Origin of the sequence: Vibrio antiquarius (assembly GCF_000024825.1) — a bacterium.
Taxonomy (GTDB): domain Bacteria; phylum Pseudomonadota; class Gammaproteobacteria; order Enterobacterales; family Vibrionaceae; genus Vibrio; species Vibrio diabolicus.
In genome coordinates, this window is sequence record NC_013456.1 from 1462091 (window position 1) to 1477019 (window position 14929).

Sequence of the window (14929 nt, forward strand, 5' to 3'; positions counted from 1 at the left end):
TCTATTGTCCGTTATTAGTGTGTTTTTGGTGTTTCTAAAGAAGACATCAGCGCCTGAGCAAATTTTTCAGCAATCGCTTTGCGTTGTGAAGCAGCAACACGTTGATTTAAGACATTGGTTGCGATATTTCCGGCAATCATTAGCGTCAACTCAGGAGAAGCAGCGTGTTTTTCAAGAACTGTTGCTACTTCAGCAAGAATTTTCTCTACTTGCTCGTCAGTATATTTAGATGTAATCGGCATAAAGACTCTAATAATGATAGTAAAAGCGGCTTATGATAACCTACAATGCCCATCAACTAAAACCTTGTAGCAAGATAAAATCACTATGAGCCTTCATCTTTCAAACGTTATTCTGCATCAACTGTGCAAAAACGATCAGGACGAGCTAGTTGTAAACTTTCGTCCAGCATCATTAGAGAACGATGCATCTACTGAAAACTTAGTCGCTGAGCTTCACCGAGTATTCCATTCTAAAGCTGGTAAAGGTTTTGGCTCTTTCCAGTCAGACAGCGAATTTCAATTTTGGCTTCAAGAAATGCGCAAAGGAGAGCGAGATTTTTACGACTTCTCACAAATTAGTGCAAATCGCTTGAAAGAAGAGTTGATTAAGTACCCATTTGCGGATGAAGGTATTTTGGTTTTCGCTGAGTATCAGAGTTTAGCAACGGACTACTTGTTCATCGGTATCTTACCAATGAACCAAAGTTTAAAAGTGACCGAAGGTTTGGACATCAGTGCGACGGATTACCTAGATATCACCAAAATGGATATTGCGGCACGCATTGACTTGTCGAGCTACGACACTGACAAGAAATCTAATCGTTACTTGCAATACATCAAGGGACGCGTCGGCCGTAAAGTGGCGGATTTCTTCCTAGATTTCCTGCAAGCGGACATCGGCTTAGATACTAAACAACAAAACTTAGTGTTGATGCAGGCAGTGGATGATTTTTGTGCTGACTCGAAGCTAGAAAAGCAAGAAGTGAACGAGTACAAGAAACAAGTTTACGATTACTGCAATGAGCAAATTAAATCCGGTGATGAGGTTCAAATCTCAGAGCTTTCTGGAGAGCTTCCTCCAAGCCAAGATGGCACAAGCTTTATGGATTTCACCAAAGAGCAAGGGTACGAGCTTGAAGAATCTTTCCCTGGTGACCGTGCGACGGTTCGCAAACTGACTAAATTTGTTGGTGCTGGCGGTGGCTTGAATATTAGCTTTGATAGCCTATTGCTTGGCGAGCGTATTTTTTATGACCCAGAGACGGATACCTTAACGATTAAAGGTACGCCTCCAAATCTAAAAGATCAGCTGAGTCGCAACTAAAACCGTATCGTCAAATTAAGAGAGCCAATGGCTCTCTTTTTTATGTGAATAAGAAACATCCATAGTATATGCTTGTAATTAATGGAGATATGTGAGGGGCGAGTGTTGCTGAAGCTAAAAGAAGGAATGAGGCGGTTTGTTTGGTTCTGGTTCGTTTTATGGTGTGTTTTAGCGCTAGGGATTTGGTTGCAAGCCAAACAAACGATTCAAACCATTTCAACGGTGAATGAGCTAGGAAGCAAAGTTGAAGAAGTCAGACATTTTTTTAACTTTGATCTGCCTTATCGTGTTAAGCACGTCGACCAAGTTTCACTAAAACTTCAGTTAGCCTATGCAGTTCGCTTACAGCTTGAAAGTGAGTTTTCTGAAGGAAAAATCACACCAGATATTACTCAATTGCTTTATGCGACCGATCGATTTTTAGAAAGTGCTCGAGCCTTTGTAGGGAGTGACAGTGAGCTTGTATCATTGGCTGAACAGTTGCGAAGGAGCCGTGCCCGAGCTGAAAACTCTGAGCAAATTCAATCAATGTACTATCGCTTAGGCGCACTTGTTTTGGAGTCTATTTTTAGTGACTCAGCAACGAATAGCGATACTTATCGTGATTTAGACCGACTCTTTATCGAGTCGGACACGCTTTCTCCTCAAGAGCGAAGTGCTTTTCAGCGTCAACTTGCCCAGACTTCAAGCGCGCTATCTGCCAAGGCGCAAGGCAGCTATCTAGTTAATCAACTGCTTAATCCTGATTTCCCGAACCAGTTAACTTCGATAAATGACCAGTTGGAACAAAAGTTGATGACCTTTGTTACTTGGTTGTCAGTAATCAGTGGTTTATTTCTTTCTCTTATTTCATGGGGGCTTTTCTCCCAAAGAACCGTTCAGCCGCTAACACCATCAAGAGCAGAAGATAAAGAGTCTGAGCAAGCTGGTGGGTCTTACGTTGTTTTTTCTGCTCAGTCCGAAAGCGCTCAAAACGGCCAAGTTAACGAACAGAGTCATAATGAGCCGAACACATCACAAGTGGCAGTCGTGGAACGTGAGCCGTATATAGATATCAATAAGATGCTGGACTCGCTATCGGGAGATGAAAGCGCGGTGCGAATGTTACTTGAAGTCTTTATTCAGGATCACTCTGGCGATGGTTCAAAAATGCATCGGCTATTAGAAGAGGATAAAGAGCAAGCGCAAAGAGCGGCTCATAGTCTTAAAGGGGTCTCGGGAAGTTTAGGGGCAATGCCATTGCACTGCATTTCGAGTGATATTGAGCTGTTGATTAAACAAGGGCAACAAGTGCCGGAAGAGAAACTGACACGTTTAGATGATGTCCTAAAGCAAACCATACTTTTCGCTAACCACGTTCTCAATAGTGAAAAGATACAAGAAGCGCTAACAGATTGATATTGCTCTGACTTACAATCATCAGAGTTGGGGTATTAAAGGCCCGAACTATATGACTTAGTTCGCTTTATTCCTGTTCCATACAATTTGTTAAGGGTACTTTCATGTCCGTTCGTCGATTGTCTTCAATGATGTTGATAGGGTTGGTTGTGATGCTTTCAGGGTGCTCCCTGTTAGAAGTGAAAATCGAGAGTCAAACCGTCCCTCTTACCAAACAAGAGCTTAATATGCGTCTCCTGACTCGTGAGTATGCGCAACAGTTTTTTGCTCAGGTAGAGCAAGCTGCTGATGCATTGCACGATCAATATGAGCCGCATGATAAAGTCCATCAATCTTATATTTTGCTTTGGAAGATAAATGCTGAAGAAGGTCTTCAAGCCGCAGCATACCAAGTCTCGCCAATGGCAGCACTGATTGATACTTGGACTTTTACGCTACAGATGGATCAATTCTTTACGACTGGTCCTGGTCATGAACTGTTTGCGACAGAGGAGGCAAAGCTAGTTTCTGATCACTTAGCGAAAGAGGTGGATAAACTGGCTCAATCTCTGTTGAAACAAGAAGTGTACATCAAGACACAAGCGTTTGTTGCAGAGTTCGTTAAGCAACATCCATTCGCGGACTTAAGTATGATCAGGACGCCAGCTTACCGTGGGTGGTTAGATGCGAATCAAATTAGCGAGGAAGAGGCAGTGACTACGCTAGGTACAATGCCAGAAGCATTAGGGGATGTCTCGGATCGTCTAAGCCTTGTATCAGAACAGACCCCCAAAATTATGACTTGGAAGGCGCAGTTATTAGCATTAAATAGCTCTGCCAGCATCGAAAAAGTTAATGCCGCGCTAAATAGCTTACAAGTTACGGCAGATTCGATGAAGGACTTTATTGATAACAATCCAGAGTACATGCGCTATTTGGCAGAGAAAATGGCGGTAGAGTTACAACCTTTGGTTGATGATATTGACCAAAAAACGCAAGCGCGTTTATCTCAATTGGGTGAGGAGCGCCAAGCTTTAGAGCTGATGGTAGCCAGAGAGCGCCAAGAAATCGCGCAGATCATTACCCATGAGCGTGAGAAGTTTGCTCAAGATATGGACCGAGTCTCGCAGGAAGTGGTCAGTTTAGCGATGACCAAGCTGATTGAGCTCGTTAAAAGTACCATTATCTACTTCATCTTGTTCATTGCCGTTATATTCTTTGCACCACTTGGCTTGGGCTATTGGTTTGGTAAGCGTGCAGCAGTGAAAACGCAAGTCAAACAAAGTTAACGTTTGGTTGAGATATAAAAAAGAGCGCTAATGCGCTCTTTTTCTTTGTCTTTCACTCGGAAGAGAGATTCTTCCTATCTATGCGAACTCAAGCGGTTTGCTGCTTCAGTTCACCTTCTGCTTGTTCAACTGCTTCCGCTGTTGGTTCGCATTTATCAACAAACCAACCCATGTAGGAGCTGATGATAGTCACGATGATACATACAAAGCTTAGCCACATGAACGGTGCGTAAGATAGTGTCGCAACACCCAGAATACTTGCCATGTAGATACCATTGTCACTCCATGGAACCATACCAGATGTTAATGTGCCGCCGAACTCTGCGTTACGAGACAAATTCTTACGTTTGTAGCCTAGACGGTCGTAGTTCTTCGCACAGATTTTTGGGGTCAGAATAAGTGAAACGTACATCGCTGAACCAAATACGTTGCCCATAAAGGCCGTACCAATTGTGCTTGTTGCCAATGAACCTGCACTTTGAACGCGTTTTTCAAACAGCTTCGCGATAGTCTCTAGCACGCCTACTTTATCTAGTAGACCGCCAAAACCAAGGCCGAATACGATAACCGCTACCGACCCAAGCATTGAAGACATGCCGCCACGGTTAAGGATTGAGTCAATGAAATCTACGCCAGATGAGATTGCAAACGGAGCCCAAGCCGTGTTGAACGCGGTTAGGAAATCGACATCTTGGATCATCACTGCCCAAATAATACCTAGCAGAGAACCAAAACTGATCACTGGGAATGAAGGCATACGCATCGCTAGAAGTGACAATACGATGATCACAGGAACAAATGAGTAAGGGGTGATGTAGAACTGCTGTTCCATCGCCTTAATGACAGAGTCTACCTGGCTCATGTCAACTTGACCTGCGTAGTGGAAGCCAAATGCAGTAAACATAATGCCTGTAATAATGTAGCTAATGAGTGCTATCGGCAACATGCCTTTAATATGTTCCATCACTTCAACGTTAGACATAGATGAAGCAAGGATTACTGAATCCGAGAGAGGCGACATTTTGTCACCAAAGTAACAGCCTGAAAGTACGGCACCTGCAGTGATTGGCGCAGGAACACCAAGGCCTTGGCCAATACCCATCATCGCAATACCAGCAGTACCAGCAGCGCCCCAAGAGGTGCCAGTCGCTAGCGCAGTCAATGAACAGATGATCATGGTTGCGAGCAAAAAGATAGAAGGGTGAATTGCTTTAAGGCCGTAGTAAATGATGGTTGGAACAATACCACCAGAGATCCACGTACCAACAAGCGCGCCAACGGCAAGAAGAATTAAGACGGCTCCAAGTCCATTGGAAATGCCATTTAGTGCAGCTTTTTCCAGATCTTTGTACTGATGACCAAGCTTAATGCCTAATATCATGATAATGAACCAACCGATGTACAGCGCTAGCTGGATCGGTAGGTCTAGCTTGGCAGTGAACGAAAATGCCAGCAGTAGAAATAAACCGAGCGAGATAAATACCTGTATCAAGCTTGGTAGGCGTGGTGTAACTTGCTTCATATGTGCCTCTGTCAATCTTGGAGCAATAGAGGAAGGCGCTCCTTGTTGTAATCGCGCATAACATACATTAACAAAAATTATATTTCGAATATTTGGTGTTTTATCTTGATGTTCGTCGGCAAAAACGTTTGCTTGTGAAATTAACTGTTAGTTTGTTTTAACTTTTTTGGTTTTAAATGTTGTGTAATGTGAAATTATTGTGCTTCATGTGTTATTTTATCACTGAGTGGTAAGACCAATTTGGAGTAACAGGGCTTTCCCTACTTGAAAAATGGCCGAAATCGCAAACCAAACACTAAAAAATCTCGTTTAACACGAATTTTCATAGGAAAAGGTTAAAAAATAGGCTTATTTACAAAATAGGGGTTGAGATTTTGATGCGAAAAATTAACTATGGGGTAGGTTTTTTAATACATGGAGAGTTAATGCGATGAGAGTTGGTTTAGTTGGTTGGCGCGGTATGGTTGGTTCAGTCCTTATGCAGCGTATGGTTGAAGAGAAAGACTTCGACCTAATCGAACCAGTATTCTACAGTACTTCTCAAGTTGGTATTCCTGCTCCTAACTTAGGAAAAGACGCAGGCTTACTGCAAGACGCGTATGATATTGAAAGCTTAAAACAGCTTGATGCGGTAATTACATGTCAAGGTGGTAGCTACACAGAAAAAGTTTACCCAGCACTTCGACAAGCCGGTTGGAAAGGCTACTGGATTGACGCAGCATCTACGTTACGTATGGCGGAAGATTCCATCATCACGCTTGATCCTGTGAACTTAAAGCAAATCCAACAAGGCATCCACGGTGGCACGAACACATTTGTTGGTGGTAACTGTACGGTTAGTTTAATGCTAATGGGTCTAGGTGGCTTATTCGAAAAAGGCCTTGTTGAGTGGACAAGCGCAATGACATACCAAGCCGCTTCTGGTGCTGGCGCGCAAAACATGCGTGAACTGATCTCGCAAATGGGCGTTATCAATGACTCTGTAAGTTCCGAACTTGCAAACCCATCAAGCTCTATCCTAGATATTGATAAAAAAGTTGCAGACACAATGCGCAGCGGTTCTTTCCCTACCGATAAATTCGGTGTACCACTAGCTGGCTCGCTTATTCCGTGGATCGATGTGAAACGTGATAACGGTCAGAGTAAAGAAGAGTGGAAAGCGGGCGCAGAGGCAAACAAAATTTTGGGCTCACAAAGCTCGCCTGTGCCAATCGATGGTACTTGCGTCCGTATTGGTGCGATGCGCTGTCACTCTCAAGCACTCACTATCAAGCTTAAGCAAAATGTCCCAATGGATGAAATCGAAGAAATCATCGCCACTCATAACGACTGGGTTAAAGTGATTCCTAACGATCGTGACATTACTGCGCAAGAACTTACACCTGCAAAAGTAACAGGCACTATGTCCGTACCAGTAGGTCGTCTACGTAAGATGGCAATGGGTGATGACTTCCTAAATGCTTTCACTGTTGGTGACCAACTACTATGGGGCGCAGCAGAACCATTGCGTCGTACGTTACGCATTATTCTTTCTGAGAAAGCATAATCACATCAATCTTTGTTTGATGACAAAATAAAAGAGCTCCCTAGGGAGCTCTTTTTTATGCTTCGTCTTCTCCACGAACAACGCGTTTATCAGGATCGGCCAGTTCACTACCACAGTGTTTACAGTAAGTCGCATCAGAGTCGTGCCCGGCGTGAGAACAGTTCGGACACTTCACTAATACTTTGTGCGATTGCATTTCTTGGTGAAGCTCTGCTGTGAAAATACCAGTAGGGACCGCCAAAATTGAATAACCCAACAACATGGTGAGTGAGGCAAGTCCTTTTCCGAGATCTGTTTGAGGTACCAAGTCACCATATCCAACCGTTGTGATGGTCACAATAGCCCAATAAATACTTTTCGGAATGCTAGTAAATCCGTTTTCAGGCCCCTCAATGACAAAAATCAGTGACCCAAAGATCGTGACCATAATGGCGACAGAGCTAAAGAAGATAAAAATCTTTCTGCGCGCCATCAGTAGAGAGCGTAAGAGGATGTTGGACTCTTGAAGATAGCGGACCAACTTGAGTATGCGGAATATTCGCATGACTCGTAGTGCTCTTATTACGCCCATAAAGGAGGCAGAAGGGAAAAACAGTGCTAAGTAAGTAGGTAAAATCGCGAGTAAATCAACGACGCCATAAAAGCTTTTCGCATAGGCGGCTGGTTTTGGAGAGCAATAAAGCCGGAGAAAATACTCAATAGTGAATAAACCGGTAAAAGTGTACTCCAAGTATTTCAGCTCTTTTGCCCACTCGGCGCGTACGGATGGTATTGAGTCTAATACCAGCACGATTAGAGAACTGATAATCGCGATAATGAGTGCAATATCGAAGGTTCGACCAGCTTTGGTATGAGTACCAAAAATGGTGACATAAAGAGTATGTTTGAGAGAGTCAGTCGTCATGACAAAGCGATCCATTGTTGAATCGCTCTATCATACAATTTTATAGAAACTCAGGCTAATCCTGGAAATAAGTTGCGTAAACCATTGGCGATAAACTCAATACCCAATGCGCCTAATATCAAACCCATGATACGGGTAATGACGTTGATACCAGTTTGGCCCAAAAATCGCACGATCAGTGGGGCAGAGCGGAACAACAGCCACGAGCATAGACAGAACAAGCCAATTGTAATGCTGATGCCTACCGTATCAAACATGCTTGGGTAGCGTGCACCGTAAACAATAGTCGAACTGATTGCGCCTGGTCCTGCCATTAGCGGCATCGCAAGAGGAACAACACCGATCTGCTCGCGACTCACGTATTCTGATTTTTCCTGTTTGTTTTGTTTATCTTCCCCCAGTTTACCGCTCATCATCGAGAACGCGATGCTAAGCAGCAGTAGCCCACCTGCAACACGAAACGAATCCAGAGAAATGCTGAACATATCTAATAGTAACTGGCCAGCAAAGAGCGAAATGATCAGGATGATCGCAACAGCCACGTTCGCTGTGGTTGCCGTATTGCGCTTTTCGTCTGGTGTCATATGTCCGGTTAGTGACACAAACACAGGCATGATACCAACAGGGTTTACTGCGGCGACCAAACCAAGAAAAAACTGCAAGAAGATAGCAAGTTCAAAAGTTTGCATGTTGCGTACTCATTAAAGTTCACATTAGTGAAAAGGAGAAGGGGTAATTTGGGCGTAATGTAAGGCAAAAGTTGGGTTGGAAGAAATGAAAAAAACTAACGCATTTCCTACTGTTTTAGTGAGAAAAACTAATTCTTTAATAAACTGTATCTAATCTGGAAAAGAATTGTTGCGTATAAAGTTGCTGTCAAAGCGCGCTGTTTTACATAAACGTTAACATTCGCACACTTTTGATAAAAACTAAGGTGGTTTGTAGAGAGATGTATTCGGTTCGATATACTCTCAGTAGCACAAGGAATTGGGCCTACATGTAATTTTGTTGGCTAAAAATGAAACTTTTTTACAGGTTGTTGTAGTTTCTTTTATTTATTTGTCTATTTGCTTCTTTTTTGTTCAATAAAAAGTGAAGATTAATTTATTTGTTTATCAGTGAGTTATGTCGTTTTAGTGTGATGGGGCACCACTTTGGTGGTATTTAGGTCGTGAGAACTGATCCAAGTCAATTTTTTTCACACTCTGAAATATTATACTCAGTCCTGAAAGCAATTTACTAAGACGTTTGTTTTCTAAGTGACTGATAAACAGTAAAAACGATAAGTAATAGCCTTAGTAAAAAGTTTTTAATATTTGTTAATTTTAGGAGATTCCCTATGCCTGTAACTAATATGGCTGAACTAGATGCAATGATTGCTCGCGTTAAGAAAGCGCAAGAAGAGTTCGCTACTTACTCTCAAGAGCAAGTAGACAAAATCTTCCGTGCAGCATCGCTTGCAGCTAACCAAGCCCGTATCCCGCTAGCTCAACAAGCGGTTGAAGAATCTGGTATGGGTATTGTTGAAGATAAAGTAATCAAGAACCACTTCGCTTCTGAGTTTATCTACAACAAATACAAAGACGAACAAACGTGTGGCATCCTAGAAGAGGATGACAACCTAGGTACTATGACTATCGCTGAACCTGTAGGTATCATCTGCGGTATCGTACCAACGACTAACCCTACATCTACAGCGATCTTCAAATCTCTAATCTCTCTGAAGACTCGTAACGGTATCATCTTCTCACCACACCCACGTGCGAAAAACTCGACTAACGACGCAGCGAAACTGGTTCTAGACGCAGCAGTAGCAGCGGGTGCACCAAAAGACATCATCGGTTGGATCGACCAACCTTCTGTTGAGCTTTCTAACGCTCTTATGAAACACGATGACATCGCGCTTATCCTTGCAACTGGTGGCCCAGGCATGGTTAAAGCAGCTTACTCTTCTGGTAAACCAGCAATCGGTGTAGGTGCAGGTAACGTTCCTGTTGTTATCGACGAAACTGCTGACATCAAACGTGCAGTGGCTTCTATCCTGATGTCTAAGACTTTCGACAACGGCGTAGTATGTGCTTCTGAGCAGGCTGCAATCGTCGTTGATGAAGTGTACGACGAAGTAAAAGAGCGTTTTGCTTCTCACAAAGCTTACGTACTAAGCAAAGCAGAAGCAGAAAAAGTTCGTAAAGTTCTTCTTATCGATGGCGCGCTAAACGCGAAAATCGTAGGTCAGCCAGCAGCGGCAATCGCTGAAATGGCAGGCGTTAAAGTTCCAGCAGACACGAAAGTCCTTGTTGGTGAAGGTCTAGGTAAAGTGTCTCACGATGACGCATTCGCTCACGAGAAACTATCTCCAACTCTAGGTCTATTCCGTGCTGACAACTTCGAAGACGCGGTTGCTCAAGCGGTAACTATGGTTGAGATTGGTGGTATCGGCCACACATCTGGTCTTTACACTAACCAAGATACTAACGCTGACCGTATCCGTTACTTCGGTGACAAGATGAAGACAGCTCGTATCCTAATCAACATCCCGACTACTCACGGTGGTATCGGTGACTTGTACAACTTCAACGTTGCGCCTTCTCTAACTCTAGGTTGTGGTTCATGGGGTGGTAACTCTATCTCTGAGAACGTAGGTCCTAAACACCTAATCAACAAGAAAACTGTAGCGAAGCGAGCTGAAAACATGTTGTGGCATAAACTACCTAAGTCAATCTACTTCCGTCGTGGTAGCCTTCCAATTGCTCTAGGCGACCTAGAAGGTAAGAAGCGCGCATTCTTAGTAACTGACCGTTTCCTATTCAACAATGGTTACGCAGATGACGTAGTAAGCCTACTTAAAGCTCAAGGCATGGAAGTTCAAACATTCTTCGATGTTGAAGCTGACCCAACGCTTTCTGTAGTAGAGAAAGGTGCGGCTCAAATGGCTAGCTACCAACCAGACGTTATCCTAGCGCTAGGTGGTGGTTCACCAATGGATGCTGCGAAGATCATGTGGGTAATGTACGAGCACCCAGAAACTCACTTCGAAGAACTAGCAATGCGCTTTATGGACATCCGTAAACGTATTTACAAGTTCCCTAAAATGGGTCAAAAAGCTGAGCTTGTATGTATCACCACAACTTCAGGTACTGGTTCAGAAGTTACACCATTTGCGGTTGTTACTGACGACAAGACTGGTGCTAAATACCCACTAGCTGACTACGAAATCACGCCAAACATGGCTATCGTTGATGCTAACCTAGTGATGAACATGCCTAAGTCTCTAACAGCATTTGGTGGTTACGATGCAGTAACTCACGCTCTAGAAGCTTACGTATCTGTTCTTGCGAACGAATACTCAGATGGTCAGGCTCTACAAGCACTTAAGATGCTAAAAGAATACTTACCTTCAAGCTACGCGAACGGCGCTAACGACCCAATCGCTCGTGAGAAAGTACACAACGCCGCAACTATCGCTGGTGTGGCATTTGCTAACGCATTCCTAGGTGTTTGTCACTCAATGGCGCACAAACTAGGTGCTGAGTTCCACATTCCACATGGCCTAGCAAACGCACTACTTATCTCTAACGTTGTACGTTACAACGCGAACGATAACCCAACTAAACAAACAGCGTTCTCTCAATACGACCGCCCACAAGCACGTCGTCGTTACGCTGAAGTTGCTGACCACTTAGGTCTAAGCCAAGCTGGTGACCGTACTGCTCAGAAAATTGAACGTCTACTAGCATGGTTGGATGAGCTAAAAGTGAACCTAGACATCCCAATGTCTATCCAAGCGGCAGGCGTAGCTGAAGCAGACTTTATCGCGAAACTTGATGAGCTAGCAGTTGAAGCGTTCGATGACCAATGTACTGGTGCGAACCCTCGCTACCCACTAATTAGCGAACTTAAAGATGTGTTAATGGCTTCTTACTACGGTAAAGCATTCGTTGAAGGTGAAACTTTCGAAGGTACAACAGTTATCAAGAAGAAAGCAGACCAAGAAGCAGCGAAAGCGGCGCCTAAAGCAAAGAAAGAAAAAGCTGACGCGTAATCAAGAGTCGTGTGAGTAAGGTTTTCGCTAGCACGAAACCTTAACCGGGAAAAAGTAAAAGCCCCAGTCATTTGACTGGGGCTTTTTTGTTGAGAAAGTTGAGTAATAGCGATCCATTGACGCAACAAACACGTTGTCCATTCATACTTCTGTAGCAACCACTCTGCCACTAAAATACTCATTTGATACGATATATGCGGTATTGCGAACCAATTCATCTTGGATCTCGGCCCAGTGTCTTTCGTTAAGTTCTTCTCTTGTATGGTTTACCGAAGGAATGACGCCACCCACCCGAATATTAAATGGAGTGAGCTCTTTTGCCCAGCTGTGAGTAAAACCTGACACCAAAGCAGCCATGCTTTCGACTCCCGTTAAATCTTCATGGCTGTCATGGGAAATGACGTTAACAATTACCCCTTTCTTATTTCTAGCGCGAAATCGTTCGGCTCCCACCTGGCCATAGGTGTAGAGGAAACGTGCTGCAGAAGACAAGTGATCAATGTAAGTACTCATAGGTTCGGGAGCCATCAAGCCTGGCATGGGAGAGCTCGTCCAGCAATTGACTATCACGTCTGGTGTCGCACGCAGCTGCGATTCTATCTGATCAAACAGTAAGTTAATGGACGTTGTGTTATCACTGCACACATTCATCGCATAGACTTTATCTGTGAAGGCACTAATCTGCTCATAGCTCGATTTTAGAGCGCTAGAGTTTTGGTCACAAAGAATCAACGTCGCTCCAAGGTGAGCAAAGTGACTAGCACAAGTCCTTCCTATAACAGAACCTGCAGACGTGACGAGAATAATTGATTCTTTAATATCCATAACACCTTCACTGTATCCCTGTGTGAAAAAAAAATACACCAGTGGTTTGTGCTATTAGCATGGTTGAAATTAGAAAGGCTCAGTGTGAAAGACTTCAAACTAACGCTTTTGGATGAGGACTATTGTGCGGTAATTTGTAAGGCGTCACATTTCTGACTGTGGATACTGCAAGCTGTTGGTTGAACAATGATCTCTATACTTGCAGTTGAATTTGATACTGACGTTGAGCCGTCACTAGTTGATTGTATAGCCCTGCATCTGGGATGAGGTTTTTGTTGCGCTCGCCCAATTTGCGTCGCTCATGACCGGATAGGTTGTGATAAACGTCTTCAGGAAGATTAAACGTATCTTCCGGCAAGTAGGTCAGGGCGTCTGGTTTCAAGTAGTGACTCAGTTTCGCTGAGGGTAGACCTGCACCGTGGAATTGTTTTGCTTGCTGTGCTGCTAGCTCATAGCTGCTGCTATCAGAACGAAGAGCTTGAGGCGTTGACAATTCAAGTTGTTGACGGAGTATATCTTCGCTGGTGGCTACTTCTTTGATTTCCTCTACAGGTACAACGTCGCGTACATCGTTAGAAAACATCGACAAAATCAGTGCAAAATCGGCACGACGTCCTTCGTGGACAGCATGGTTGATACCATTGCCGAACTGAAGTTCGTTAATAATTGCCGCTTTGTCTAAAGTATGAATTTGCATGATGTTCCTCGCTCGATGCCATTTTAACGGCGTGTCTGAGAAGAACTTTAGGAAAAAGAAGAGATTAAATTGGAGTTTTTAAGCGAAAAATAAAAAGCTCGCTGGTTCAGCGAGCTTTTAAAATAAGACTAAATTGAACTTAGGGGGAAGTAAAATTACTTCGCTAGGTTCTCAGCTACGAAGTCCCAGTTTACAAGTGCCCAGAAGCCGTTCATGTAATCAGGACGTACGTTGCGGTAATCGATGTAGTATGCGTGTTCCCACAGGTCAACAGTTAGAAGTGGTGTTGTACCTTCTTCTGTTAGAGGAGTAGCAGCGTTAGAAGTGTTAACGATCTCTAGAGAGCCGTCAGCTTTCTTAACAAGCCAAGTCCATGAAGAACCGAAGTTGTTGATTGCTGAATCAGTAAACTTCGCTTTGAATTCTTCGAAAGAACCGAATGCTGCGTTGATTGCGTCAGCAACTGCGCCAGTTGGTTCGCCGCCCGCGTTTGGAGCAAGACAGTGCCAGTAGAACGTGTGGTTCCAGATTTGCGCTGCGTTGTTGAATACGCCACCAGTAGAAGTCTTGATGATCTCTTCTAGAGTTTTGCCTTCGAACTCAGTGCCAGGGATAAGACCATTTAGCTTAACAACGTAAGTGTTGTGGTGCTTACCGTGGTGGTAGTCTAGAGTCTCTGCTGAGATGTGTGGTTCTAGTGCGTCTTTCGCGTAAGGAAGAGCTGGTAGTTCAAATGCCATTACTCGATTCTCCATTGATTTGAAAGGATGACCTTTCGATTGCTTCCAGTGTTTTTTATAGCTATGTAGCCTTTAAGGCTGACTTGCTAAGTATTTTAGCAAGTTTTTACTTTATTAAAACCCCGATATGAAAATATTTTAAGGGGTTAGCGGCTGTGAAGTGCTGAATTGCTCGCCATCAAGCAACCTGAATTTAAGCCTTATTAATTATATGGTTTTTATTCTGTCGTTATTGAGTAGAATGTGGCAAATAAACAAAGTTCAAACCCATGAATGAGGAAGCGATGGAAACTATCGACAAAATCAAACAGCAGATCTCTGAAAACTCAATCCTGCTGTACATGAAAGGATCACCGAAACTGCCAAGCTGTGGTTTCTCTTCTCAAGCGTCACAGGCTCTAATGGCATGTGGTGAGAAGTTCGCTTACGTAGACATTCTGCAAAACCCAGATATCCGTGCTGAGCTACCAAAGTACGCACAATGGCCAACATTCCCTCAACTATGGGTTGAAGGCGAGCTTATCGGCGGTTGCGATATCATTCTAGAAATGTTCCAAAAAGGTGAACTTCAGCCTCTAATCAAAGAAGCTGCAGCGCGCGCTGAAGATCAAGCTGAGTAATTCGTAAATACTCACATTTAGCGATAGAATACGAAGGAGCC

General features: G+C 43.6%; 13 protein-coding genes. 6 read left to right on the plus strand and 7 right to left on the minus strand.

The window, feature by feature from the left end; all coding sequences use genetic code 11:
• Nucleotides 1-14: 14 nt before the first annotated feature.
• The gene (locus VEA_RS06925; protein ID WP_005380722.1) at nucleotides 15-242 is read right to left on the minus strand and encodes a YejL family protein; all 228 of its coding nucleotides are present in this window, start codon (nucleotides 240-242) and stop codon (nucleotides 15-17) included.
• A gap of 85 nt (nucleotides 243-327) precedes the next feature.
• Between VEA_RS06925 and yejK the strand changes: the two genes are divergently transcribed.
• From yejK to VEA_RS06940, 3 genes are all read left to right on the plus strand, one after another.
• Nucleotides 328-1326, plus strand: coding sequence for a nucleoid-associated protein YejK (gene yejK / locus VEA_RS06930; RefSeq protein ID WP_006743277.1), 999 nt, complete (start codon nucleotides 328-330; stop codon nucleotides 1324-1326).
• An 81-nt stretch (nucleotides 1327-1407) separates the two neighbouring features.
• The gene (locus tag VEA_RS06935; RefSeq protein ID WP_006743276.1) at nucleotides 1408-2724 is read left to right on the plus strand and encodes an Hpt domain-containing protein; all 1317 of its coding nucleotides are present in this window, start codon (nucleotides 1408-1410) and stop codon (nucleotides 2722-2724) included.
• 104 nt (nucleotides 2725-2828) lie between these two features.
• Nucleotides 2829-3992 (plus strand): hypothetical protein, encoded by a 1164-nt coding sequence (locus tag VEA_RS06940; protein ID WP_006743275.1) that lies wholly within the window; start codon nucleotides 2829-2831, stop codon nucleotides 3990-3992.
• 88 nt (nucleotides 3993-4080) lie between these two features.
• Here the strand turns inward: VEA_RS06940 and nhaC are convergent, their stop codons facing one another.
• Nucleotides 4081-5514: a Na+/H+ antiporter NhaC gene (nhaC, locus tag VEA_RS06945; RefSeq protein ID WP_005396525.1), complete on the minus strand. Its 1434-nt coding sequence runs from the start codon at nucleotides 5512-5514 to the stop codon at nucleotides 4081-4083.
• Between the two features lie 430 nt (nucleotides 5515-5944).
• On the opposite strand from nhaC, the gene asd reads away from it, so the two are divergent.
• Nucleotides 5945-7060, plus strand: coding sequence for an aspartate-semialdehyde dehydrogenase (gene asd / locus VEA_RS06950; RefSeq protein WP_005396526.1), 1116 nt, complete (start codon nucleotides 5945-5947; stop codon nucleotides 7058-7060).
• Between the two features lie 55 nt (nucleotides 7061-7115).
• On the opposite strand, the gene VEA_RS06955 is transcribed toward asd, so the two are convergent.
• Together VEA_RS06955 and VEA_RS06960 are read right to left on the minus strand one after the other, a co-directional pair.
• On the minus strand, nucleotides 7116-7979 hold the full coding sequence (locus VEA_RS06955) for an ion transporter (protein ID WP_005396527.1): 864 nt from the start codon (nucleotides 7977-7979) through the stop codon (nucleotides 7116-7118).
• A 35-nt stretch (nucleotides 7980-8014) separates the two neighbouring features.
• Nucleotides 8015-8653, minus strand: coding sequence for a YchE family NAAT transporter (locus tag VEA_RS06960; RefSeq protein ID WP_005396528.1), 639 nt, complete (start codon nucleotides 8651-8653; stop codon nucleotides 8015-8017).
• Between the two features lie 650 nt (nucleotides 8654-9303).
• On the opposite strand from VEA_RS06960, the gene adhE reads away from it, so the two are divergent.
• Nucleotides 9304-12006, plus strand: a complete 2703-nt coding sequence (gene adhE, locus VEA_RS06965; protein WP_012841564.1) for a bifunctional acetaldehyde-CoA/alcohol dehydrogenase — start codon at nucleotides 9304-9306, stop codon at nucleotides 12004-12006.
• Nucleotides 12007-12147: 141 nt separating this feature from the next.
• Here the strand turns inward: adhE and VEA_RS06970 are convergent, their stop codons facing one another.
• From VEA_RS06970 to sodB, 3 genes are all read right to left on the minus strand, one after another.
• Nucleotides 12148-12831 carry an SDR family oxidoreductase gene (locus tag VEA_RS06970; protein WP_012841565.1) on the minus strand — a complete coding sequence of 228 codons (684 nt, stop codon included), beginning with the start codon at nucleotides 12829-12831 and terminating at the stop codon, nucleotides 12148-12150.
• A gap of 193 nt (nucleotides 12832-13024) precedes the next feature.
• Nucleotides 13025-13528: a VC2046/SO_2500 family protein gene (locus VEA_RS06975; protein ID WP_012841566.1), complete on the minus strand. Its 504-nt coding sequence runs from the start codon at nucleotides 13526-13528 to the stop codon at nucleotides 13025-13027.
• Between the two features lie 155 nt (nucleotides 13529-13683).
• Entirely contained in the window at nucleotides 13684-14268 is a 585-nt protein-coding gene (sodB, locus tag VEA_RS06980; RefSeq protein ID WP_005396533.1) for a superoxide dismutase [Fe], read from the minus strand.
• A 284-nt stretch (nucleotides 14269-14552) separates the two neighbouring features.
• On the opposite strand from sodB, the gene VEA_RS06985 reads away from it, so the two are divergent.
• Nucleotides 14553-14888 (plus strand): Grx4 family monothiol glutaredoxin, encoded by a 336-nt coding sequence (locus VEA_RS06985; protein WP_017635833.1) that lies wholly within the window; start codon nucleotides 14553-14555, stop codon nucleotides 14886-14888.
• Nucleotides 14889-14929: the final 41 nt, after the last annotated feature.